The sequence below is a fragment of the Mycolicibacter acidiphilus genome (assembly GCF_018455725.1).
Lineage (GTDB): Bacteria > Actinomycetota > Actinomycetes > Mycobacteriales > Mycobacteriaceae > Mycobacterium > Mycobacterium acidiphilum.
The window spans coordinates 1-21,129 of sequence record NZ_JAHCLR010000044.1 but is presented as its reverse complement, the minus strand read 5'-3'; the positions used below and the strand labels follow the sequence as shown (position 1 = coordinate 21,129).

General features: G+C 65.8%; 20 protein-coding genes and 1 riboswitch. Of the genes, 10 read left to right on the top strand and 10 right to left on the bottom strand.

All coding sequences use genetic code 11. The annotated features are described in order from the left end of the window. From KIH27_RS17965 to KIH27_RS17945, 5 genes are all read right to left on the bottom strand, one after another. On the bottom strand, positions 1-3,052 hold a 3,052-nt coding region (locus tag KIH27_RS17965; protein WP_214094334.1), incomplete at its 3' end, for a DEAD/DEAH box helicase. 125 nt (positions 3,053-3,177) lie between these two features. Further along, on the bottom strand, positions 3,178-3,504 hold the full coding sequence (locus KIH27_RS17960) for a ribbon-helix-helix protein, CopG family (protein ID WP_214094333.1): 327 nt from the start codon (positions 3,502-3,504) through the stop codon (positions 3,178-3,180). A gap of 114 nt (positions 3,505-3,618) precedes the next feature. Beyond that, positions 3,619-3,858, bottom strand: coding sequence for a toxin (locus KIH27_RS17955; RefSeq protein WP_214094332.1), 240 nt, complete (start codon positions 3,856-3,858; stop codon positions 3,619-3,621). Next, positions 3,855-4,115, bottom strand: a complete 261-nt coding sequence (locus tag KIH27_RS17950) for a ribbon-helix-helix domain-containing protein (RefSeq protein WP_214094331.1) — start codon at positions 4,113-4,115, stop codon at positions 3,855-3,857. The genes KIH27_RS17955 and KIH27_RS17950 overlap by 4 nt, the downstream gene beginning before the upstream one ends. Positions 4,116-4,183: 68 nt before the next feature. Next, positions 4,184-5,293 carry a plasmid pRiA4b ORF-3 family protein gene (locus KIH27_RS17945; RefSeq protein ID WP_214094330.1) on the bottom strand — a complete coding sequence of 370 codons (1,110 nt, stop codon included), beginning with the start codon at positions 5,291-5,293 and terminating at the stop codon, positions 4,184-4,186. 72 nt (positions 5,294-5,365) lie between these two features. On the opposite strand from KIH27_RS17945, the gene KIH27_RS17940 reads away from it, so the two are divergent. Then, complete coding sequence (locus KIH27_RS17940) at positions 5,366-5,734, top strand: hypothetical protein (protein WP_214094329.1); 369 nt, start codon at positions 5,366-5,368, stop codon at positions 5,732-5,734. Positions 5,735-5,756: 22 nt separating this feature from the next. Here KIH27_RS17940 and KIH27_RS17935 read toward each other — a convergent pair whose 3' ends face one another. Further along, complete coding sequence (locus KIH27_RS17935) at positions 5,757-6,977, bottom strand: serpin family protein (RefSeq protein ID WP_214094328.1); 1,221 nt, start codon at positions 6,975-6,977, stop codon at positions 5,757-5,759. A 339-nt stretch (positions 6,978-7,316) separates the two neighbouring features. Here KIH27_RS17935 and KIH27_RS17930 point away from each other — a divergent pair, with 339 nt between their 5' ends. The 6 genes from KIH27_RS17930 to KIH27_RS17905 all read left to right on the top strand — a co-directional run bounded on the left by KIH27_RS17930 (position 7,317) and on the right by KIH27_RS17905 (position 13,389). Next, positions 7,317-7,982, top strand: a complete 666-nt coding sequence (locus KIH27_RS17930; RefSeq protein ID WP_214094327.1) for a type IV toxin-antitoxin system AbiEi family antitoxin domain-containing protein — start codon at positions 7,317-7,319, stop codon at positions 7,980-7,982. A gap of 75 nt (positions 7,983-8,057) precedes the next feature. Continuing rightward, entirely contained in the window at positions 8,058-8,681 is a 624-nt protein-coding gene (locus tag KIH27_RS17925) for a type IV toxin-antitoxin system AbiEi family antitoxin domain-containing protein (protein ID WP_214094326.1), read from the top strand. Continuing rightward, a complete protein-coding gene (locus KIH27_RS17920; RefSeq protein ID WP_214094325.1) occupies positions 8,678-9,559 on the top strand; it encodes a nucleotidyl transferase AbiEii/AbiGii toxin family protein in 882 nt (293 codons plus the stop codon). The genes KIH27_RS17925 and KIH27_RS17920 overlap by 4 nt, the downstream gene beginning before the upstream one ends. An 81-nt stretch (positions 9,560-9,640) precedes the next feature. Beyond that, positions 9,641-12,085, top strand: coding sequence for an AAA family ATPase (locus KIH27_RS17915; protein ID WP_214094324.1), 2,445 nt, complete (start codon positions 9,641-9,643; stop codon positions 12,083-12,085). Continuing rightward, positions 12,082-12,462, top strand: a complete 381-nt coding sequence (locus tag KIH27_RS17910) for a hypothetical protein (protein ID WP_214094323.1) — start codon at positions 12,082-12,084, stop codon at positions 12,460-12,462. The genes KIH27_RS17915 and KIH27_RS17910 overlap by 4 nt, the downstream gene beginning before the upstream one ends. A 54-nt stretch (positions 12,463-12,516) precedes the next feature. Then, positions 12,517-12,628, top strand: a riboswitch (SAM riboswitch). A 95-nt stretch (positions 12,629-12,723) separates the two neighbouring features. Then, positions 12,724-13,389, top strand: coding sequence for a TY-Chap domain-containing protein (locus tag KIH27_RS17905; RefSeq protein ID WP_214094322.1), 666 nt, complete (start codon positions 12,724-12,726; stop codon positions 13,387-13,389). Between the two features lie 8 nt (positions 13,390-13,397). Here the strand turns inward: KIH27_RS17905 and KIH27_RS17900 are convergent, their stop codons facing one another. From KIH27_RS17900 to KIH27_RS17885, 4 genes are all read right to left on the bottom strand, one after another. After that, positions 13,398-16,499, bottom strand: coding sequence for a DEAD/DEAH box helicase (locus tag KIH27_RS17900; RefSeq protein ID WP_214094321.1), 3,102 nt, complete (start codon positions 16,497-16,499; stop codon positions 13,398-13,400). Positions 16,500-16,575: 76 nt separating this feature from the next. After that, positions 16,576-16,905 carry a DUF5615 family PIN-like protein gene (locus tag KIH27_RS17895; RefSeq protein WP_214094320.1) on the bottom strand — a complete coding sequence of 110 codons (330 nt, stop codon included), beginning with the start codon at positions 16,903-16,905 and terminating at the stop codon, positions 16,576-16,578. 3 nt (positions 16,906-16,908) lie between these two features. Beyond that, positions 16,909-17,133 carry a DUF433 domain-containing protein gene (locus KIH27_RS17890; protein WP_214094319.1) on the bottom strand — a complete coding sequence of 75 codons (225 nt, stop codon included), beginning with the start codon at positions 17,131-17,133 and terminating at the stop codon, positions 16,909-16,911. Between the two features lie 119 nt (positions 17,134-17,252). After that, positions 17,253-18,182 carry an ARPP-1 family domain-containing protein gene (locus KIH27_RS17885; RefSeq protein ID WP_214094318.1) on the bottom strand — a complete coding sequence of 310 codons (930 nt, stop codon included), beginning with the start codon at positions 18,180-18,182 and terminating at the stop codon, positions 17,253-17,255. A 115-nt stretch (positions 18,183-18,297) separates the two neighbouring features. Here KIH27_RS17885 and KIH27_RS17880 point away from each other — a divergent pair, with 115 nt between their 5' ends. From KIH27_RS17880 to KIH27_RS23320, 3 genes are all read left to right on the top strand, one after another. Continuing rightward, complete coding sequence (locus KIH27_RS17880; RefSeq protein ID WP_284144772.1) at positions 18,298-19,107, top strand: A1S_2505 family phage non-structural protein; 810 nt, start codon at positions 18,298-18,300, stop codon at positions 19,105-19,107. A gap of 112 nt (positions 19,108-19,219) precedes the next feature. Then, positions 19,220-20,353 carry a DUF262 domain-containing protein gene (locus KIH27_RS17875; protein ID WP_214094316.1) on the top strand — a complete coding sequence of 378 codons (1,134 nt, stop codon included), beginning with the start codon at positions 19,220-19,222 and terminating at the stop codon, positions 20,351-20,353. Beyond that, positions 20,350-20,889 carry a HEPN domain-containing protein gene (locus KIH27_RS23320; protein ID WP_214094315.1) on the top strand — a complete coding sequence of 180 codons (540 nt, stop codon included), beginning with the start codon at positions 20,350-20,352 and terminating at the stop codon, positions 20,887-20,889. Before KIH27_RS17875 ends, KIH27_RS23320 begins: the two co-directional genes overlap by 4 nt. The last annotated feature ends 240 nt before the right edge of the window (positions 20,890-21,129 follow it).

The window sequence follows — 21,129 nt, the reverse complement described above, 5'->3', positions numbered from 1 at the left end:
TCGGCTGGTACAGCCGCCAGGTGATCGCCATCGGCTTCTCCCCCTCGTGCGAGACGTAGTCGGCTGGGCCGAGGAACACATACGGCGACGCACCCAGCGCGGTGGCTTTGGCGGCGCGGACGAACAGCAGGATGTACGAACCGTTTTCGCGGTGGTGGATGTAACGCTGCCCGGTCGGGGATGCCACCGAGGTGGTGGATTGTGACTCCCAGTGAAACAACCGGTCGCTCAGTGCGAAGTCGCGGTACATGGTGGTCGGCGAGTAGTCGGTCTCGGATTTCTTCAGCGTGATCAAGAACGCGTCGATGTTCAACTCCGGGCGCCACACCACACCCTCGCGCATGGTGCTGGGCGTGCGGTTCTGGGTGGCGTGGTCCAGCGAGGCCAGGATCTCTTCGCGCGAGTAGGTGGCGTGCACCTGCAGCGGAACCTCAGCCAGCGTCGGGACCAGACCACCGAGTGAGTAGGTGGTGCGCCTGGCGGTGTCGAAGGCGATGTCGACGACCTGGCGCAGCTCGTCGACTATCGCTTCGCCGGCCAGCGCGTTGAGTCCGGTTGCGACATCGGGGAATCCGCCGCCGCCAGGGAACAGTGAGTAGAACAGCATCGCCGCCAGCCGCCGCTGCATCGGGCTGCCCAGATCAACCGTTCCGTCGAGGATCGCCCGGTAGGTCTCCCAGCGCAGCCGGTCGTCGGCGTGCGCCAGGGCGCGGACGCGTTTGACCAGATCGGTTTCCCACGGCCCGGCGTCGGAAGTCAGTTTGCCGGCGTCGCGGCACAGCGTGGTCCAGGACCGGTTATTTTTCAGGATGTCGGGCAGGCTGCGCCCGTAGGCGTCGAGGTAACCGGCCAGCCGGCCGTCGGGGTGGGCCCGCAGCTCGGAGACCAGCGCCGCCCAGCGCGGTGAAACCTGCCCTTTGATGTTGTCCAGCACCAGTTTCTGCGCGACGCGGTCAAGCACGATCTGGCTGCCCGACGGCAGGAATGGAAAGCCCTGCTCGACCTGGTGTTGCAGCGCTTTGCCGCCGGTGCCGGTCAGTGCCCGGAAGCGTTGGTCGAAGCGGAATTCCCGGCGCTGCTGCCCGACGAAGTCCAGTGCGGTGAGCACGGTTTTGCCGTGGGTGAGCCGCAGTCCGCGCCCCAGCTGCTGCAAGAAGACGGTGGCGCTTTCGGTGGGCCGCAGGAACAGCACGGTGTCGACCTCGGGGATATCGAGGCCCTCGTTGAACAGGTCGACGGCGAAGATGACGTTGACGTCACGGTTGCGCAGCGCGGCCAGCGCGGCCCGACGCTGATCGGCGGATGTCTCGGCGGAGACGGCCAGGGCGGGGATGCCAGCGTCGTTGAACCGGTCGGCCATGTAGCGGGCGTGGTCGACGCTGACGCAGAACCCCAACGCCCGCATGGCCGCAACGTCGCCGACCTTGTCCCGCAGTTGCTTGAGCACGATGCGGGTGCGGGCGTCGTTTCCGGTGTAGACGCCACTCAGCGCGGCCTGGTCGTAGCCGCCGCGTTTCCACTGCACCGCTTCCAGGTCGGTGCCGTCGTGGATGCCGAAGTAGTGGAACGGGCAGAGCAGGTTCTGTTCGAGGGCTTCCCACAGTCGCAGTTCGGCGGCGATCCGCCCGTCGAAGAAGGCACGCACGTCGACGCCGTCGGCGCGTTCGGGGGTGGCGGTCAGGCCGAGCAGTTCGATCGGCTGCACATGGTCGAGCAGTCGGCGGTACGACGCGGCTTCAGCGTGGTGGAACTCATCGACCACGACGACGTCGAAGTGGTCCGGCGCGATGTCGGCCAGCCGGTTCGCCGACAGCGACTGGATACTGGCGAACACGTGCCGCCACCGGGCCGGCTGCTGGCCGTCGACGAGGAGCTCGCCGAAGGTGGCGTCGGTGAGGACTTCCCGGTACATGCGCAGGGCTTGGGTGAGGATTTCCTTGCGGTGCGCGACGAACAGCACGGTGAGATCGCGGCCGTGGATATCGCGGGCCAGTCGACGGTAGTCCAGGGCCGCCATCACGGTTTTGCCGGTGCCGGTGGCGGCGACGATCAGGTTGTGGTGCCGATCATGCAGGGTGCGTTCGGCATCGAGTTGTTCGAGCATCTCGGCTTGAAACGGTTTGGCGCGCACTTCAAGGCCGGACAGGGTGACGGCCAGCGGGTCACGCTTGCGGTCCCCGGATGCGGTCTGCAGGGCTTGGCGCAGCCTGTCACCATCCTGGTCAGGGTGGTAGGGCTCGAAATCACGGTTCTCCCAGTAGGAGTCGAAGGTGGCCCGGAACTTCTCCAGCAGGTGCGGGGTGCCGATCGCCGAGAGGCGCACGTTCCATTCCAGGCCGTCGACCAGGGCGGCGTGCGACAGGTTGCTGGAGCCGACGTAGGCGGTGTGAAAGCCGGTGTTGCGCCGCAGCAGCCAGGCCTTGGCGTGCAGTCGGGTGATGGTGGTGTCGTAGTTGATCCGCACGTCGGCGCCGAACTCGTTCACCAGCGCGTCCAGGGCGCGGGCGTCGGTGGCCCCGAGGTAGGTGGTGGTGATGACCCGCAGCGGAATTCCGCGCTCCCGCAGCTCGGTGAGTTCTTTTTCCAGCAGCCGCAGGCCCTGCCATTTGACGAACGCGCACAGCAGATCCACCCGGTCGGCGCTGCCGAGTTCGGCGCGCAGTTCGGCGGCCAGGGTGGGTTCGTTGCGGGCGTTAGTCATCAGCGCGGCATCGGAGAACGGGGTGGCCGGGCGCGGAAGTCTGCTGGCGCCCAGCGCCGTTGCGCGGCGCACCTCATCGAGGCGGGTGACTTTCCCGGGCTCGATCGTGTGCAGGGTGGCGCCGTCGGCGGCGGGCAGCACGTCGAGGATGCGGTGCGCCAGGGCAACCCGGTCCTCGACGGTGCGGGTGGCGCGCAACGTGCGTTCGATGATCGGTGCCAGGTAGCGGGCGATGCTCAACGCCTGCTCGGCGTCGTCGACGGCGGCGAGGTCGGCGTGCAGGTCGGTGTGCGCTACGAGTTGGGCGTGCAGCTGCTCGGTGAGCAGGGATTCATAGACGCCGAGGTCCATGGCCGGCAGGGTAGCCGATGAGGCCGACACGTAATGCCCTGACCGAGCTGGGGCATCACCGGGTGCGGACTATCGAGATTGAACGCTGCGTAAAACCGGGATCGACGGGTGCGGAATTTCGGGAATCACAGCCGGTCGGCGGTGTACAGCCGATCAAGATAGTCCTGAAATTCTCCGACCAGCCGTTGGCGAGCGGCTGCCTGCGCCGGAACGGGCTGCAGAACATTGAGGATCATCTCGCGGACCAGCGTCGATGCCGGAAGACCACGCTTGTCGGCCCATTCCTCAAGGCCCGCCAGCTCGTCGTCGTTCAACCGGACCTGCAATACCCGCGTGCGCGGGCCGCCACGGCTGATCTTCACGTGCGAGGGAATCGCCACATCGAGGTCATCCTTGGTGGCCTCGGCGAGGGCAGCCTCCTCGTTGAGGGTCTGCTCGATGCTTTTACCCATCGTGGGCCTCCTTGTACATCCGTTGATAGGTGGCGTTGGGGACGTCACCGCCGCGCCCTGCAGCGGATCGGTTGCGCGCCCGTCTGACAGCGGAAAACAGGTGATGCCCGGAGGTCAGGTTAGGAGGTCGAGATACTGCGGGCGTGCCTTCATGGCATGGATGAGCAGTTCGTTGCCGCTGTCGAAGCACAGCACGACCAGTTCGAGGAGTCGGCCGTTGCGATCGAAACCAAGGCGGAACTGGCGCGCAGGGCTGTCATCGTCCAGGTCGGCGATGTAGACGTGATGTTCGGCGGCATAAACGCCGTCGCCCTCGCTGATGCCATGCCTGAGCGCTGACTTGTGCGCCTTCACGCAACGTCGACCCAGGCCCGCACTGCTTCACGGATCGCCTCGGATCGCGACACCTGCGCTTGCTCGGCACGGGCATTCAACGCCTCCAGCAGCGCGGCGTCCATTCGTACCGGAATCACCACACCGGGGCCTTCCCCTACCGTCGGCCTACCGCGCTTGCGGAGTTTGTCCACGCTGTAGCCGGCCTCAGCCTCATTCACCCAGCCCTGGATCGATTCCTCGGTAGCGGGAACCCCGTTGATCGTCTCGCCAGCCATACCGATTATCGTAATACGGAATCTCGTCTCGGTCGAGAGATCGAGTTCGTGCGACGTCAACCGCGTCGTCACCCAACCGCTCCCGGCGCCTGCTCGGCGATGTACCGCCGCAACCCGACCGCATCGTCGCGCAGCGCTCGGCCGCGAGCAGTCGCCAGCAGCCGCCCCCGATACTTGCGCAGCAGCCCGATGCGCTGAGCAGACTGACGCAGCTCCCACACCGGATAGGTGAGGTCCTCGCGGTTGCCGGCGCCGATCCAGTGCGCATCGAACCCGAGCTCGGTGAACGCGGCGTACACATCGACCGGCGGAAGGTAACCGGCCTGGGTGAGTTTGATGCCGTCGTCACCGACCCGATGCAACAGCCACAGGTAGGGCCGGATCGCCGCGTCGGCCGTATCGACATCGACCGCCGTGCCGCCACCACCGGCCAGTTCGCGATTGATCTGGTCGAGGTCGAACGGGGTCGGCGCCCAGCAGCGCGGGTCGACGTCCGCCCCGAAGATCTCGGCGTACTCGGCGCGGGCGGCGGCATGGTCGCGGTGGTGTGGATCGGTGGCCGCAACCAGCAGCGCATAACCGCCGACCCCGCCGCAGTCCTCGGCCGGCGCGGGGCCGCGTCCGCCGGTGCAGACGGCCCGCGGTGCGGACTCATCACGGGCCAGGACGGCTTCCAGCCGGATCACGTGCCGCCAGCTGTCGCCGAAATCGTAGAGGTAGAACAGTTTGTCGCCGACGTCGACGAGCAGCTCATCAAGGCGCACCTGATCCTCCGGCACCCCGCGCTCGCCCTCGTCGACCATGAACGGGCACAGGTAGTACTCGGTCTGCGGGCTGTAATACGACGGCCCGCTGCCGAACTGGTGCAGGTGCGAGTCGGTCCAGCCGAATGCGGTCTGGATGATTCGGTGAACCTCGTCGAGCATCAGATCCGACGCCAATTCCAGCCGCCGCCAGACCTTGGGCTTGGTGTCGGACAGGTCCACCCGGACCCGCAGCGTCACCGGCTTCTTGCGGCGCGGCCGGCGACGTGACGCTGGCTTGGTCGCAGCAATCAGATCCTGGATCGGCGGCGCGGTGTTCAGCAACTGTTGGGTCAGTGTCCGGATCTCATCCAGGGAGAGATCTGCCAGCGCCTCGTTGACGAGGCGCCGAATGTCCGCGTTGTCGCTCGCCACGCCGACGACGGTAGTGGATCGGCGTGCCCACGGCTGACTTGCCGGCCCATGCGTCCGGCGTACGCTGCCAGCATGCAACCGGAGAACCTCGAGCCACGGGTCACCGCCCTGGAAGAGCAGGTGCGCGAACTGCGCGAGCGGGGCCGGGCCAGCGAGCAGGATGCGGCCGCGGCTCGCGTGCTGGCCGGTGGGGCCGACCGTGACGTCGGCGAGCTCGGCAACGAGGTCCGGGACTTCCGTCGTGCCACGATCGCCAGTTTCAACGCGTTGCGCGAAGACCTGATCGACATGCAGCAGGGCGCAACCAGCCTGCGGCAGGAGATGATCGGCGGCTTCACCGAGATGCGCACCAAATTCGACCTGGCCGCCGCCGGTCAGCAGCACATCGCCGAACTGATTCAGCGCGTGATCGACGCGCAGGGCGGGACGGCACCGGCCTGACGGCGCCGCCCAACACGCCCGCCTACGCCGACGGGAACGGACTGGCGACCCAGCCCGCGACCACCGCGAGGCGACTAGGGCGATGTACCGCGAGGAAACCGAACGGACGGTCGAAGGTGACGTCAACCGTCATCACCTGGTACATCTCCGGCGGTAGTACACCGGTGCAACAGATTCCGAACGCGGTGACGGCGCCGGCCTCGAAGCCTTCAGCGAAGAACCGGGCCAGCACATCCTGGGCACCACGCTGCACGTACAGCGGCATCGTGCTGAGCAGCGGCAGATGCGATGTACCGGAATCGGTCAGCAAGCCGAGTCCGAACAGGTTGCGATGCGCCAGCAGGTCATGCTGGGCGCTGATCTCGAACGACGGTAATGTCAACCGCAACTCGTCGTCCGGGTTGACGGATTCCGTGCGACTGACCCGCATGCCGGGCGCAGCGACACCGTCGAGGTCGGCGGCCGGCACGACCCGGGCCGCACCGCACAGTTCCCGCAGCCCGGTGGCAAGCACATCGGCGGGCTGCCCGTCGCCGAGCAGCAGATGCACGTCGAGGTCGCCGTCGCCTTCGACCACCACCCGGGTCACCGTGTCGTCGAGTACCGCGGCAGCAGCCAGGTCGAACGTGGTGCGCGAAAGCCACTGTCGGCCCGGCTCATCCGAGGCGTCGTCATCATCGCGCGGGTAGCTGTTAAACGGTGTACGCCAGCGCACCCGGGCGGCGAGCGCGGAGGCGACGACCAGCATCGTGTCGGCGTCGATGTCGAGCGGAAAGCGGTCGATCAACCCGCCGGTCTCATCCGACGCCCACGAGTCGAGCGCCTCCCGGCCGGACAACTCCCCCACCACACCATCGGGCAGCTGCGCCGCCCAATCCTCGTGCACCGGAACATCGTTGTGCGCCCAGATGCCCAGTGCGGCGGCGGTCGACGTGCCGGTGCGGAGGATGTCGAGCAGTTCGAGGGCGTCGCGCCGGGCCGAATCGGCCGGCCGCCCGAGTGCCGCGGTCAGTTCGGCGCGGGCGGGCGCGTCGGCTGCGGAAGACAGCAGTGCCAGCAGCGGCCAGACCCCGGCCGCCGAAACCACCGCATCCCCGCCGTCCAGGTGGGCACACCACCGCTCGGTGAGGGTGTTCGCGGCGCGTACGACCGGGCTGATCGGCGTTGTGGCCGAGACGGGCACAGGACGGCGTCCCTCAGCGACATGCGGCGACGACCCGAACTCGTCGGATTGATCAGACATTCCCTGGCACCTTTCGCATTCCCGGAGAACTCGGCCAGCATCATCGCATCGACGGGTGACATGGATTCAGGTTGCGAGGCAGGTGCGGGCACTGGGGCAGGAGCCGGCTGGCGGTCATGGGGCTGGGCCGGCGAGTCGACGTTGCAGGCTCATGCGCCCACCAGCAGCGGATGCGCCTGGTCGTAGGCGGCGAGGTGGACGATGCGCCAGAAGTCGACAACGTGGTTCTGCCGGCGGAGTTCAGCAGGCGGTTAGACGACTAGTCCTGATGCACCCATCGGCGCCAACTTCACGCTGTATATGCAATTCATAGGCCATAAGCCTAAAATCAAACCAATCATGACGATCAACAGTGCTGCATCTGGGCGACGAAGCACTCCCCTGCCCGCCGGTCTGGGCGGCAGGCCGTTGCGCACCGTTCGCCCTCAAGATGCCGGTGACGTCTACCCGTACCCCGGCCCTGAGTTCGCTCGCCTTGCGGCACGCGGCGTCCTGCATCGTGCGGCCAACGGCTACTACGTCGTCGTGCCCCAGGAACATCTCGGTCGACCCTGGCTGCCCAATCTGGAGGCAACCGCCGCCGGCATCGCCTCGTCCATCTACGGACCGGCGAACGCAATCATCATGGGCGTCAGCGCAGCGCGGGTGCTCGGGGCGATCCCCCGAGCACTGGCCGCCGTGATCATCACCGTCCCCGAGCAACATCGGCCGATTCGGCTCGTCGATCGCGCAGCGGTGGTGCGGTTCGTCAAACGCAATGGCGACCCCCTGGATGTCGAGCGAGTCGAGACGCCACTGGGGCCGGCACTGGTGACCACCGTCGAGCAGACCATCCTCGACCTTGCGCATCGGCCCGCGCTTGGCCATGCCGAACCCGACATTCCCGCCGCAATCATCAGCCTGTACCCACGCAGCGACCAACGCCGGCTGGCAGAACTCGCGACGGGCCAGGGGCGGATGGCCGCACTGCGTCGTGCCCAGGCGTGGGCGGGAGCTGCACGGTGAATGCCGAGGAACCCGATGCGGTTCGCGCGGCACGGCCGCTGAGGTGGGCACTGCGGCGAGCGCCGCGATCCGATCTTGTGTGCACAATCGTATCTAATTGATACGATTACGCACATGGCGATCTGGGATCAGCTTGTCGGGCTCGCCGCGGAACAACATGGGTACGTCACGACACGGGACGCGCGAGATATCGGTGTCGACCCGGTGCAGCTCCGAATCCTGGCCGCTCGCGGCCGACTTGAGCACACCGGGCGTGGCGTCTACCGGGTGCCCGTGTTGCCACGTGGTGAACACGACGATCTGGCGATCGCAGTGTCGTGGGCCCAGGGTCGCGGCGTTATTTCGCATGAGTCAGCTCTGTCGCTGCACGCGCTCGCCGACGTCAACCCCTCACGTATCCATCTCACCGTCCCGCGAAACAACCATCCCCGTGCGGCGGGGGGTGAGTTGTACCGATTACACCGTCGCGACCTCCAGCCAACCGACATCACGTCCATCGACGGCATTCCGGTGACGACCGCCGCGCGCACCATCAAGGACTGCCTGACCAGTGGCACCGACCCTTACCAGCTCCGAGCCGCGATCGAGCAGGCCGAAGCTGCAGGCACAGTGCGTCGTGCGGCTGCGACCGAACTGCGCGCAGCGCTCGATGAGCGCGCCAAGGAATCGCGCACCCGACAGGGGCGAGCGTCGGTATGACGAAGCCCTACTCGTCGGCACCGAATAACCTGCGCTCACTGCGAGATCGGCTGGTCCAGGTTGCTGACCGACAGGGTGTTGTGTTCGGGCGCCTGCAGCGTCACGTGGCGATGATCGTGGTGGCGCAGTTCGCCGCCGCGCTCACCGACGAAATCGGGGCTCCGCTACTACTGGTCAAGGGCGGATCGTCGTTGGAGTTGCGCCGGGGCATCCCCGATTCGCGCACCTCCAAGGACTTCGACGCAGTCGCACGCCAGGGTGTCGAGCCGATCTACGAGCGGCTCGCCGATGCGGGCGAGACCGGATGGGAGGGATTCACCGCGGTCTTCACCGTTCCAGAGGAGATCGACGTCCCCGGAATTCCCGTCAAGCCGCTCCGATTCACCGCCAAGCTGAGCTACCGTGGCCAGGCTTTCGCCTCCGTTCCCATCGAAGTCTCCACCGTCGAAGCCGGCAACGCCGATCAGTTCGACACGCTCACCTCGGACGCACTCAGTCTGGTGGGCGTACCCGCGACGGTCGCCATACCGTGCATGAGCATCCCGTGGCAGATTGCGCAGAAACTGCACGCGGTGACGGCCGTGCTCGCCGAACCCAAGGTCAACGACCGTGCGCACGATCTGGTGGATCTGCAGCTCCTCCAAGAGCTGCTGCCGGATGCTGACGTCGCGAAGACTCGCAGCGCGTGCATTGCAGTATTCGAAACGCGCACGCAACAGCCGTGGCCACCAACAGTCGCCGTACCGCCGCACTGGCCAACGATCTACACACGCGCACTGGAGGGGCTCGACCATCTTGAACTGGCCGGGACAGTCGATGAGGCCGCCGCAGCGGTCCAGCGATTTGTTGCGCAGATCGACAGGGCTGCATCGACCTGACCTGGCCGACCACGTCCGACGAACTGCGCTTCAATAGCGATGCCGCCACCCGCAGCACCGAATGCCAGCGAAAGGGGCCTGATGGCCGACGACCCGCTCAAGAATTACGTGCTGCGCCGGGCCGACGAGGACACCGCCCTGCACGAACAGTCCAAGCTCATCGTGCTGGCGGCGCTGGAGAGCTCCGACGATCTGGCGGAGGTGCTCGGCGACACCGCGGCCTCCCCTGAGCTCGTCGCCGCATTGAGCGCAGCCACCACGGATGCCGTCGAGCCGGTCGGGGCCTACCTGGAATCGCTTTCGGTGCAGGGCTTCCGGGGCATCGGCCCCGCATTGACGGTGCCGGTGCTGCCCGGGCCGGGCCTGATCGTGATCGCCGGCCGCAACGGATCCGGCAAGTCGACGCTGGCCGAGGCGCTGGAGCTGGCACTGACCGGGCACAACTCCCGCTGGCAGAACCGGTCCGCGGTCTGGTCGCAGAACTGGCGCAATCTGCACGCCGGGGAGCCGGCCATGATCCGGATCGGCATCACCGAGGAGGGGTCCGGCACGACGACGATCGGGGTGGACTGGCCTGCCGGCGCCGACGTGAGCGTCGATGCGATGAAGACCTGGGTGCAACGCGCCGGCCAGCGGCAGGAGAGCATCGAGGTGCTCGGCTGGAGCGGCGCGCTGGAGATGTACCGGCCGCTGCTGAGCTACGACGAGCTCGGCCACATCCTCGAGGGTCGGCCCAGTGAGTTCTACGACCAACTCCACAAGCTGCTCGGCCTTGAACAGTTGACGACGGCACTGGGGCGTCTCGATGTCGCGGTCAGACAGCTCAAGGAGCCGTCGACAGCACTCAAGCAGGCCCGCGACGCACTCAAACCGGTGCTGGAGGCCCACACCGATCCGCGCGCTGCCGTCGCGCTCGCGCAGGTCAAGAAGACCAAGCCGAATCTCGATGCGGTGCGTCCGCTGATCACCGAGGGCAGTGCCGCGACCATCGCACCCGCCTGGCAGCAAGCCGCGGACCTGACGTCACCGGCGGTCGACGATGTAACGCAGAAGGTCGCGGCACTGCGGGCGGCGGCCATCGCCGAACGAGACGAGGCCCAACGCTCCGACGCACTGGCGGCTGACCGGACGCGGCTGCTGGAGCAGGGCTTGGCCTTCCACGAACAGCACGGTGACCAGCAGTGCCCGGTCTGCGGGCAGGGCAACCTGGACAGCAACTGGGCGGCCGCGGCGCGCACAGCACTCGAGCACGAACGCGGCGCCGCGCAGGCCCTGACCGCGGCGCGTGCCGCAACAGCTCAAGCCCGGGCGGCGTTGGCGGACCTGGTCCGCACCGTCGCACGGCCGCCGGCAGCCGACGCTGAACTGACCGACCTGACTGCCGCCCGCGATGCCTACGACCGTTTCGTGCAGCTGCCGGTCGATGACGACGTCGCACTGGCAGACCATGTGGAGGCGACGTTCGCCGAACTGGATCGCGACTACACCGCGCTACGACAACAGGCGGCGACCCTGATCGCGCAGCGCCAGGCCGCCTGGGAGCCGGTCGCACTGCAACTGGCCGAGTGGGTGGGCAAAGCAGAAGCGGCCGCGCACGCAGCACCGAAGCTCGAAGAAGCACAGCACGCATCGAAGTGGTTGCGGGAGAACGCCGATCGACTTCGCAACGAACGCATCGCGCCACTGGCCGACCGAGCGAAACAGATCTGGGCGACGTTGCGCCAGGAGAGCAACGTCGAGTTGGACGGGATCCGGTTGGAGGGGCAGAACACCAGCCGGCGCGTGGAATTGTTGGCGGCGGTCGACGGCACCGAGACCGCCGCGCTCGGCGTGATGAGCCAGGGTGAGTTGCAGGCGCTGGCGCTGGCGGTGTTCATCCCGCGGGCCACCTCGCCGCAGAGTCCGTTCCGGTTCCTGGTGCTCGACGATCCGATCCAGGCGATGGACCCGTCGAAGATCGACGGTTTCCTGCAAGTGCTGACACAGCTGGCGCAGGACCGTCAGGTGATCGTCTTGACCCATGATGATCGGCTGCCGTCGGCGATCCGGTCATCGCGGACACCGGCCCGCATCATCGAGGTGAGCCGCGGGTTGAACTCCGCAGTACACGTCCAGGAATCCAGCGACCCGGCATTGCGGCTGTTGGACGATGCGTTCGCGATCGCCGCCGATAGCGCGGTACCCGTCGAGATCAAACGCCGAGCGGTTCCGCGGCTGTGCCGCGAGGCGATCGAGGTCACCGCGTGGGACGTGTACTCCGCACGCGCGCTGGCGCAGGGCACGTCACGCAGCGAAGTCGAAGACACCTGGGATCAGGCGCAGAAAGTAAGCAAACGGCTCGCGCTGGCGCTCACCCTCGACCCCGATGACGATGTCGCAGTGGACAAGTGGAAGCAGGGCGGCCAGGCACGTCGGGCGACCATGGCGGTGGTCAACAGGGGGATCCACGACGGTTTCAGCGATTTCAAGGGAGCGGTCAACGATGTGCGTCGAGCCGTCCGCGATCTGAGGGCCGGCAGCAAATGACGAGCCGCACCGCCCTGCTGGACTATGCCGACCAGATCCTGGCCGGGCACGTTCAGATCGGATCGGCCGGCCCGCGCACGGCGGCGCTGTTGGCGCGCTGCGCGCTGGAGGATTGGCTGGATCAGCAGTGCGCGTCGTGGCCGACGGTGCCGCACTCCTACCCGAGTACCCGGTCAAAGCTCGTTGCGCTGACGGCGTTGGGAAGCTCCGACGACGGTCAACGGGCACAACGGGCCTGGAATGCGTTGAGCCGCGCCATGCACCACCACTCCTACGAGCTGCAGCCCTCGCTCGCGACGGTGCGGGATCTGGTGGGTCAGGTGCGGGCGTTGGGGCAGGGGTCGGATGCGGGTTCTGGGGCTGGGCCGGCGGGCTGACGCTGCGAGCATGGTCACCGGAACTTGTCGGTGCTCGCCGCTACCCTGAAGTCGCTTCATGAGTTGCCGTCGCCAAGCTCCGACTGGACGGCACGCCAACCCCACGCTCGTGGGTGGCTCGGATGACGAAGCGGTCCGTATCAACCGGTGCGGGCAAGAGCGCCTCTGCACCGACGGCGTCGGCACCGTGTTCAGCCTTGCTGCACCGGAGGATCGCGCCTAGCGCCGCACCGCGGAAAGCACCGACAGGAAGGCGATTTCATGAGCGAGTACACCTCGAATGACCAGTGGCGGTCGTTCCAGACCTTCATCGCGGCATACCTCGCGGGGATGGTGCACTCCCGGGACGTCTTCACGATCTCCCGGAAGTCGGCGGTGGCGCCGCCGCTGGCGGAGTTCCGCTGCGATGCCGCCGGCAGGCTCTGGTTTGGTATGGGCGCGCTGGCATGGAGTGACGAGGACGGCGAGACCATCGGCATCGCGCGGGAGAAGGTCAACAAGGTTGCCGCGCAGACGGTGCAGGTGCTGCGCGAGGTTGCACACCTGGGTGATCCGAGCGAACTGCGGCTCAGCGGGAGCGGCCCAGCCAGTTCGGTGTCGGTGCTGGCCCGGGCCGGGTTCATGACTGGCGATGCCGAGCCCACCCGACAAGCGGTCCTGCAGGCGAGGATGTCGGCGGACATCGACGTCGAGGGCGACGCCATCGATGCGGCGGCCCGAGAAGTCGGCCAACGCGCCTTCGCCGGGACCCACAGCGGCTCCACCGCCTCGATCGCGTTCGCCGCGGCGCTGGCGGGCCTGCGAAGTTGGGTCGATCCCTTCAGCCCGACACCGAAGACGGGCTTTCTGGCCGGCGGCCGCTCGGCGGCGGAAGCCGAGCAGGACGGCAAGGCTCGCACCGGCAGTCCGCAGTGCGACAGCGATTGATCTGATCGCTACGCCACCGCCACACTCGACGCCTGGAACACCTCCGCGGGCATCGGCTGGTGCAGCCGCCAGGTGATCGCCATCGGCTTCTCCCCCTCGTGCGAGACGTAGTCGGCAGGGCCGAGGAACACGTACGGCGACGCACCCAGCGTGGTGGTCTTGGCGGCGCGGACGAACAGCAGGATGTACGAACCGTTGTCGCGGTGGTGGATGTAGCGCTGCCCGGTGGGTGAGGCCGCCGAGGTAGTGGATTGCGACTCCCAGTGAAACAGCCTGTCGCTGAGCGCGAAGTCGCGGTACATGGTGGTCGGCGAGTAGTCGGTCTCGGATTTCTTCAGCGTGATCAGGAATGCGTCGGTGTTGATTTCCGAGCGCCACACGACTCCTTCGCGCATGGTGCTGGGTGTGCGGTTCTGGGTGGCGTGGTCCAGCGCAGCCAGGATCTCTTCCCGCGAATAGGTGGCGTGCACCTGCAGCGGCACCTCCGCCAGCGCCGGGACCAGACCACCGAGTGAGTAGGTGGTGCGCCTGGCGGTATCGAACGCGATGTCGATGACCTGGCGCATCTCGTCGACCACCGGTTCGCCGGCCAGGGCATTGAGTCCGGTTGTGACATCAGGGAATCCGCCGCCATTGGGGAACAGTGAGTAGAACAGCATCGCGGCCAGCCGGCGCTGCACGGGGCTGCCCAGATCAACCACTCCACCCAGGATGGCCTGGTAGGTCTCCCAGCGCAGCCGGTCATCGGCGTGGGCCAAGGTGCGGACACGTTTGACCAGGTCAGTCTCCAGCGGCCCGGCGTCGGAGGCCAGCTTTCCGGCGTCGCGGCAGAGCGTGGTCCAGGATCGGTTGTTCTTCACAATGTCGGGCAGGTTGCGACCGTAGGCGTCGAGGTAACCGGCCAGCCGGTCGTCAGGGCGGGCTCGCACCTCGGAGACCAGCGCCGCCCAGCGGGGCGCAACTTGCTGTTTGATGTTGTCCAGCACCAGTTTGTGTGCGACGCGGTCGAGCACGATCTGGCTGCCCGACGGCAGGAACGGAAAACCCGCCTCCACCTGGTGCTGCAACGCCTTGCCGCCGGTGCCGGTCAGTGCCCGGAAGCGTTGGTCGAAGCGGAACTCGCGGCGCTGCTGCCCGACGAAATCCAGTGCGGTCAGCACCGTTTTGCCGTGGGTGAGCCGCAGACCGCGCCCCAGCTGCTGCAAGAAGACGGTGGCGCTTTCGGTGGGCCGCAGAAACAGCACGGTGTCGACCTCGGGGATATCCAGGCCCTCGTTGAACAGGTCGACGGCGAAGATGACATTGATGTCGCGGTTGCGCAACGCGGCCAACGCGGCACGACGCTGGTCGGCCGACGTTTCCGCCGAGACCGCCACGGCGGGGATACCGGCGTCGTTGAAGCGGTCAGCCATGTAGTGGGCGTGGTCGACGCTGACGCAGAACCCCAACGCGCGCATGGTCGCAACGTCACCGACCTTGTCGCGCAATTGCTTGAGCACGATGCGGGTGCGCGCGTCGTTGCCGGTGTACACGCCGCTCAGCGCGGCCTGGTCGTAGCCGCCGCGTTTCCATTGCACCGCTTCGAGGTCGGTGCCGTCGTGGATGCCGAAGTAGTGAAACGGGCAGAGCAGGTTCTGTTCGAGGGCTTCCCACAGCCGCAGTTCGGCGGCGATGCGGCCGTCGAAGAAGGCGCGCACGTCGACACCGTCGGCGCGTTCCGGTGTGGCGGTGAGCCCGAGCAGTTCGATCGGCTGCACATGGTCGAGCAGTCGGCGGTACGACGCAGCCTCGGCGTGGTGGAACTCATCGACCACAACGACGTCGAAGTGGTCCGGCGTGATGTCGGCCAGCCGGTTCCCCGACAGCGACTGGATACTGGCGAACACGTGCCGCCACCCGGTGGGCTGCTGACTGTCGACCAGCAGTTCGCCGAAGGTGGCGTCGGTGAGGACCTCCCGGTACATGCGCAGGGCTTGGGTGAGGATTTCCTTGCGGTGCGCGACGAACAGCACGGTGAGGTCGCGGCCGTGGATCTCGCGGGCCAGCCGGCGGTAGTCCAAGGCGGCCATAACGGTTTTGCCGGTTCCGGTGGCGGCGACGATGAGGTTGCGGTGCCGATCATGCAGGGTGCGTTCGGCGTCAAGTTGTTCGAGCATCTCGGCTTGAAACGGTTTCGCCCGCACTTCCAGGCCGGACAGGGTGACGGCCATCGGATCACGCGTGCGGTTCCCGGATGCGGACTGCAGGGCTTGGCGGAGCCGGTCACCGTCTTCGTCCGGCTGGTAGGGCTCGAATTCTCTGCTCTCCCAGTAGGAGTCGAAGGTGGCTCGGAACTTTTCCAGCAGGTGCGGAGTGGCGATCGCCGACAGTCGCACATTCCATTCCAGCCCGTCGACCAGTGCGGCGTGCGACAGGTTGCTGGATCCGACGTAGGCGGTGTCGAATCCGGTGTTGCGCCGCAGCAGCCACGCCTTGGCGTGCAGGCGGGTCTGATTGGTTTCGTAGTTGATCCGGACCTCGGCGCCGAATTCGTCGACCAGGGCGTCCAGTGCGCGGGCGTCGGTGGCACCCAGGTAGGTGGTGGTGATGACCCGTAGCGGAATTCCCCGGTCGCGCAATTGGGTGAGCTGGCTTTCCAGCAGCCGCAGGCCCTGCCATTTGACGAACGCGCACAACAGATCCACCCCGTCGGCGCTGGCAAGTTCGGCCCGCAGTTCGGCGGCCAGGGTGGGCTCGCCGCGGCCGTTGGTCATCAGCGCCGCATCGGAGAACGGGGTGGCCGGGCGAACAAGCCGGTGGCTGCCCAACGCGCCGGTCTTGCGGACCTCATCGAGGCGGGTGATCTTACCGGGGTCGATGGTGTGCAGGGTGGCGCCGTCGGTGTGGGTGTCGGGAAGCACGTCCAGGATGCGCTGCGTCAGGACGGCGCGATCCTCGACCGTGCGCGCCGAACGCAGCGACCTCTCGATCAGCGGCGCCAGGTAGCGCGTGATCGTCAACGCCTGCTCGGCCTCGTCGACGGCGGCGAAGTCCGGCTGCAGGTCGGTGTGGCGGGCGAGTTGGGCGTGCAGGTGCTCGGTGAGCAGGGATTCGTAGACGCCGGTGTCCATGGCCGGCAGGTTAGCCGACCGGGCCGACACGGCAGCCGTTCACCGGCATGACGTGCCTTGTCATCCACCACGCGGCTCAGCGCAGTTCGATCAGCCGATTCCCGGCAGCCGCCAGTTCGACGATGCGACCCATCAACGGCTGGAACCATCGGAGCAATTCTTGGCGCCGGGTGTTGCCGACCCGGACCCACACGATGACCGGTGAAGCATCACTCAACGTGAGCATGTCGTAGAAATCCTCGTCCTTTGTGACGAGTGCAGCATCATGGTCGAGCGCATAATCCCAGAGGGCTCGATCTGCCGCGCCGCCCAACCCGATGTCGCAAACGTGCTCGGCGGTGTGACCGTGCTCCGTCAGCATGCGCGCGAGCGCCGGCGGCAGCTGCGCGTCGATCAGGAACCGCACCGGCTATGACGTGGTCAGGATCGTATGGTCAGCTTGCACTGCTGCATACTGCAGGCACGCCTTGACATCTTCGGCGGTCACATACGGATAATCCGCCACAATTTCCTGCTCGGACGCCCCGGCTGCAAGTAACGCCAGTACGTCGGCGACGCGCATGCGAGTCCCACGAATCACCGGACGGCCGTGGGCAATTTCCGGGTCGATGGTGATGCGCTCAAACGCTGCCATGGACCCAGGGTACTGCGGGTCGATCCAGTATGGCTTGTGCCGAATAGACGAGATTCGCATCGGGGAGGCGACGGCGCCACGGCCCTGGCCGCTCCGTGTGCGCGATCTGCGTTGCCGGCTTATGCGTCCGCGAGCAGTGGATGCGCCCGGTCGTAGGCGGCGAAGTGGACGATGCGCCAGAAGTCACCATCGGTCGAGTGTTCCGGTTCCGGCGCCGCGATCCCGCTGAGATGCATTGCGGCGCGGTCGGCCGTAAGCGCCACGACAGCGGGCGACTCGCAGGCGACGGCTGCGCGCACACTCTCGACCTTGACGGCGAAGTCACGGGCCTGCTGACCGGGTGTCGCCACCGCCGGCGCGCCATCGGCGTCGAAACGCGCCGCCTCGAGGATGCCGGTCCAGCGTTTCGCGAGCGCGGTGGGCGTTGCCAGCAGCTCCATGCCGAGCACCCGGCCGCCGATGCCGATGATCACGCCGCGCTGGCCTGCCAGCGGCTTGGCCGGCAGCGGACGCTCGGCGTATTCGCGGGTGACGCGGTCGAGGTGGTCGGCGAAGGAGTTGGTGGCCGTCGGCACGCTCGTTTCGTAGCGGGAGGCGATCCCGTGCCAGACCACGTGCTGGGGATCTTCGCCCTGGCGATAGGCGCGGTCACGGGTAGCGCGCAGGGAGGCGGAGACGCGACGGCCTCTGGCACGATGGTTGCGGTTGCCGCCGGACTCCCATCGACTTTGCTCAACGCAAAGCGTCGCGATATCGGCGGTCTGGTGCGGGCCGATGATGGTCGAGCGGGCGATCATCCTTGTCTGCCAGCCGCCTTCGAGCAGATCGCCTTCGAGGAGAACCACCGGCTTGTCGCCGGAGTTGACCGCGGCCAACGAATCCACCTGCCCACCACCGTCGTGTTCGCCGACGTTCAGGGCGCCCAGGTCCCACTCGAGACCGGTAGCGGCGCCACCGTCGGCCCAGACCGGAAACAGCGTCAACGCGCCGTACTGGGCGCCCCTGCCGACGTGCAGCAGGGGAAAGGTCGGAGTCGTCGTTGTGGCCATCACGTCTCCTATGCGGTCCGCGTCATCTCGTTAATGCCGTCAGCATACCGATTGACGACGCGCTGTGCACATCAGTGGTTATGCCGTCGGCATAACCACTGATATTTTGGGTGCCATGACAGAACCCACCCGGCCCGCCCCCCGTCGGGGGAATCTCCCCCGACGGGGGGACGCCGGCGTCGGCGAGCGGATCAAGCGTCGGCGCGAAGAGCTCGGCATGGACCGCAACACGCTTGCCGAGGCGGCGGGCATCTCCTACCCCTACCTTTCGCAGCTCGAGACCGGATACCGCACCGCCGCGCACCCCACGCAGCTCGCCATCGCCGGTGCACTCGGCGTCGGCCTCGATGACCTGTTCGCCACCGAGGAGCTGCGCGGCTCGTTAGTGAGCAGCACACCGGAGGCCCCGCCCCCTGCACCCAGCCTGTCCTCGTCGGCGCGGCCGACGCTGAGCGAGGTCGTCGCCGTCGCGGTGGACGCGATCGAGTCCCTGCCGCGCGGGGTGCGCCTGGATGCGCTCAATCAGATCCAGCGGCGCATCATGGATTCCATGACCAGCAGTCGTATCGAGCGACTGGCACCAGGCGAGGTGTTCGTCTTCGGCTCCAACGCGCACGGCCTGCACGACGGCGGGGCCGCCCGCGACGCCTTCCAGAAGTTCGGCGCCGTCTGGGGTGAGGGCCACGGCCACCACGGTCAGTCCTATGCCATCGACACCATGAGCGGCTTCGACACCCTCTCCGCCGAAGTGGACACCTTCCTGGGCTATGCGCGCGCCCACCCCGAGCTGCGCTTCCAGGTCACCCCGATCGGCACCGGCATCGCCGACTACCGCCCCGACCAGATCGCGCCGCTGTTCGCTGGCAAACCCGAAAACGTCGTTCTGCCTGTGGAGTTCAGCGCGTGGCTGGACAGGGAGCCCTGACGCCGGGCCTGCTGCATGAGTAGGGGAGATCAAACTTGCACCTATCCGTGCAGCAGACCCGGGCCACAAAAACTGTGCTCGCGACCACCTGCACGCCAGGTACCCTCCTCGTGTGACCGAACCCGTCTCGAACTCTGACTCAGATCCCAGCGAACCTCTCACGTTAACGGACGAGGAAATCGAAGCGGTAGAAGCCGCGGAGCCAGAAGCGGGGCCGATAGTGTATTCCGGCACTGACTTTGATGTCGAGGGCCTGGTTCGTCGCCTAAATCGTGGCGATATCGTTATTCCAAACTTTGGTCGCTCGGACGATGACATCGATGTGGCAGGGTTTCAGCGGAGCTTTGTATGGCGTCGCCCTCAGATGGATCGATTTATAGAGTCCCTACTTCTTGGATATCCAATCCCTGCAATTATGCTAATTCAACAGCCAGATAAACGATACCTAGTGCTGGACGGACAGCAACGGCTGCGCACATTACAATACTTCTACTCAGGAACATATCGCGACCAACCCTTTGCTCTTACAAATGTGACAGATGAGTACAAGGGACTGACCTACGACTCGCTCAGCGAACCGCAACGACGAACCTTAGACAACACATTCTTTCAAACAATTATCGTGCGAGGGGATGGTACACCCGGTTCGTTAGATGCTGTATATCAGGTGTTCGAGAGACTGAACTCTGGAGGGACTCAACTCACACCCCATGAAATTCGCGTAGCGTTATACTCCGGACCGTTTGTCGGTTATTTGACAGAGTTAAACGCTGTCCCATCTTGGCGAAAGATTTACGGACCACTGTCACCTCGATTGCGCGACCAAGAAGTAATTCTGCGCGTCATCGCATTGCACACTCGTTCAAATGAATATTTTTCGCCGCTGAAGAAATTTCTGAACAAGTTTATGGGTGACCATAGGGCATTGGATAGTTTTCCGTCCGAGAAGATACGGTCGCTTTTCATTCAGGCTACCGACGCTCTAGAGTCGGCCGGAGTTCGCGACGCCATCCGTCGCGCAGGGCAGAGGGTAAATACGGCTCTCCTAGAATCGGTCATAGTTGGCTACATGCGTCAGATTGCCGACGGCTCGCCATTGGAGCCCAGGCGCCTTGCGGTTGCCCTTAGCGAAATCGGCAAGGACCAGGGCCTTCTAACGGCATCAGCATCCTCGACGACGAGCGAGGAGAATGTTCGCGCACGCCTGGCTGGCGTCAGCCGACACTTGGCCTCCAACACTAAATGACCAGCACGTCAGCGTGGCCACCGCTGGGCATAAGGAGCCTTGAAGTACAACTGAATACGCTCACCGAAGCCGTGCGAAACCCCCCTGGCAGCAGGACGGACGACGAACACATCTGGCTGACACGGTTCCTCTTACTGCGGGCATTTGGATACCTTGAACAGGTATTTTTCGAATGCTATCGAGAGCATATCTGGCATAAAAGTTATGGCACAGTCCGAAATTTCTCAAGTTCCTATCTTAGCAAGAGTCAAAATCCAACTGTCGATAATTTGTTGAACGCGCTTGGCCGATTGGATCTCAGCCTCCGACAAGAATTTGAGGACTGGATCGACGAAGACGACCAGTCGCTACGCCGGGCTCTGTCATTTGCAGTAGATAGGCGACACAAGATCGCACATGGACACAATGAGGGGGTCGGGGAAAAACGGGTCCTTGAGCTAGTATCGATTTTGGAGAGCGTTGCCGACTGGATTATTCGCAAACTAAACCCACATCCAGAGGCACGGCCAAGTCGTCAAATCGTCCACAATGAGTAAACCGACTCGAACGTGGAGTCGGGGTTACTCGATTCACAACTGGAATTAAAAGTCTCAACAATTTGAGCAACCGTCGATCGCCAGGTCAGCCATTGATCGCATGCGAGACCCTTTCGCCAATCTCCCACAGCTCATCGGGGTCGAGGCCGGAGACCGGAACCCACGGCGCGGGGCCGGTCTGATCAAGGTCCAGCATAGAGGCCGGCGGTGTCATAGCGTCGTAGCAACGAGGTGCCGACA

What these genes read in the sequence shown, in the direction of transcription:
- KIH27_RS17960 (WP_214094333.1), bottom strand. Translation starts at nt 3,504, where the DNA reads ATGGGTAAAAGCATCGAGCAGACCCTCAACGAGGAGGCTGCCCTCGCC.
- KIH27_RS17950 (WP_214094331.1), bottom strand. Translation starts at nt 4,115, where the DNA reads ATGGCTGGCGAGACGATCAACGGGGTTCCCGCTACCGAGGAATCGATC.
- KIH27_RS17940 (WP_214094329.1), top strand. Translation starts at nt 5,366, where the DNA reads ATGCAACCGGAGAACCTCGAGCCACGGGTCACCGCCCTGGAAGAGCAG.
- KIH27_RS17935 (WP_214094328.1), bottom strand. Translation starts at nt 6,977, where the DNA reads ATGTCTGATCAATCCGACGAGTTCGGGTCGTCGCCGCATGTCGCTGAG.
- KIH27_RS17930 (WP_214094327.1), top strand. Translation starts at nt 7,317, where the DNA reads ATGACGATCAACAGTGCTGCATCTGGGCGACGAAGCACTCCCCTGCCC.
- KIH27_RS17920 (WP_214094325.1), top strand. Translation starts at nt 8,678, where the DNA reads ATGACGAAGCCCTACTCGTCGGCACCGAATAACCTGCGCTCACTGCGA.
- KIH27_RS17915 (WP_214094324.1), top strand. Translation starts at nt 9,641, where the DNA reads ATGGCCGACGACCCGCTCAAGAATTACGTGCTGCGCCGGGCCGACGAG.
- KIH27_RS17910 (WP_214094323.1), top strand. Translation starts at nt 12,082, where the DNA reads ATGACGAGCCGCACCGCCCTGCTGGACTATGCCGACCAGATCCTGGCC.
- KIH27_RS17905 (WP_214094322.1), top strand. Translation starts at nt 12,724, where the DNA reads ATGAGCGAGTACACCTCGAATGACCAGTGGCGGTCGTTCCAGACCTTC.
- KIH27_RS17900 (WP_214094321.1), bottom strand. Translation starts at nt 16,499, where the DNA reads ATGGACACCGGCGTCTACGAATCCCTGCTCACCGAGCACCTGCACGCC.
- KIH27_RS17890 (WP_214094319.1), bottom strand. Translation starts at nt 17,133, where the DNA reads ATGGCAGCGTTTGAGCGCATCACCATCGACCCGGAAATTGCCCACGGC.
- KIH27_RS17885 (WP_214094318.1), bottom strand. Translation starts at nt 18,182, where the DNA reads ATGGCCACAACGACGACTCCGACCTTTCCCCTGCTGCACGTCGGCAGG.
- KIH27_RS17880 (WP_284144772.1), top strand. Translation starts at nt 18,298, where the DNA reads ATGACAGAACCCACCCGGCCCGCCCCCCGTCGGGGGAATCTCCCCCGA.
- KIH27_RS23320 (WP_214094315.1), top strand. Translation starts at nt 20,350, where the DNA reads ATGACCAGCACGTCAGCGTGGCCACCGCTGGGCATAAGGAGCCTTGAA.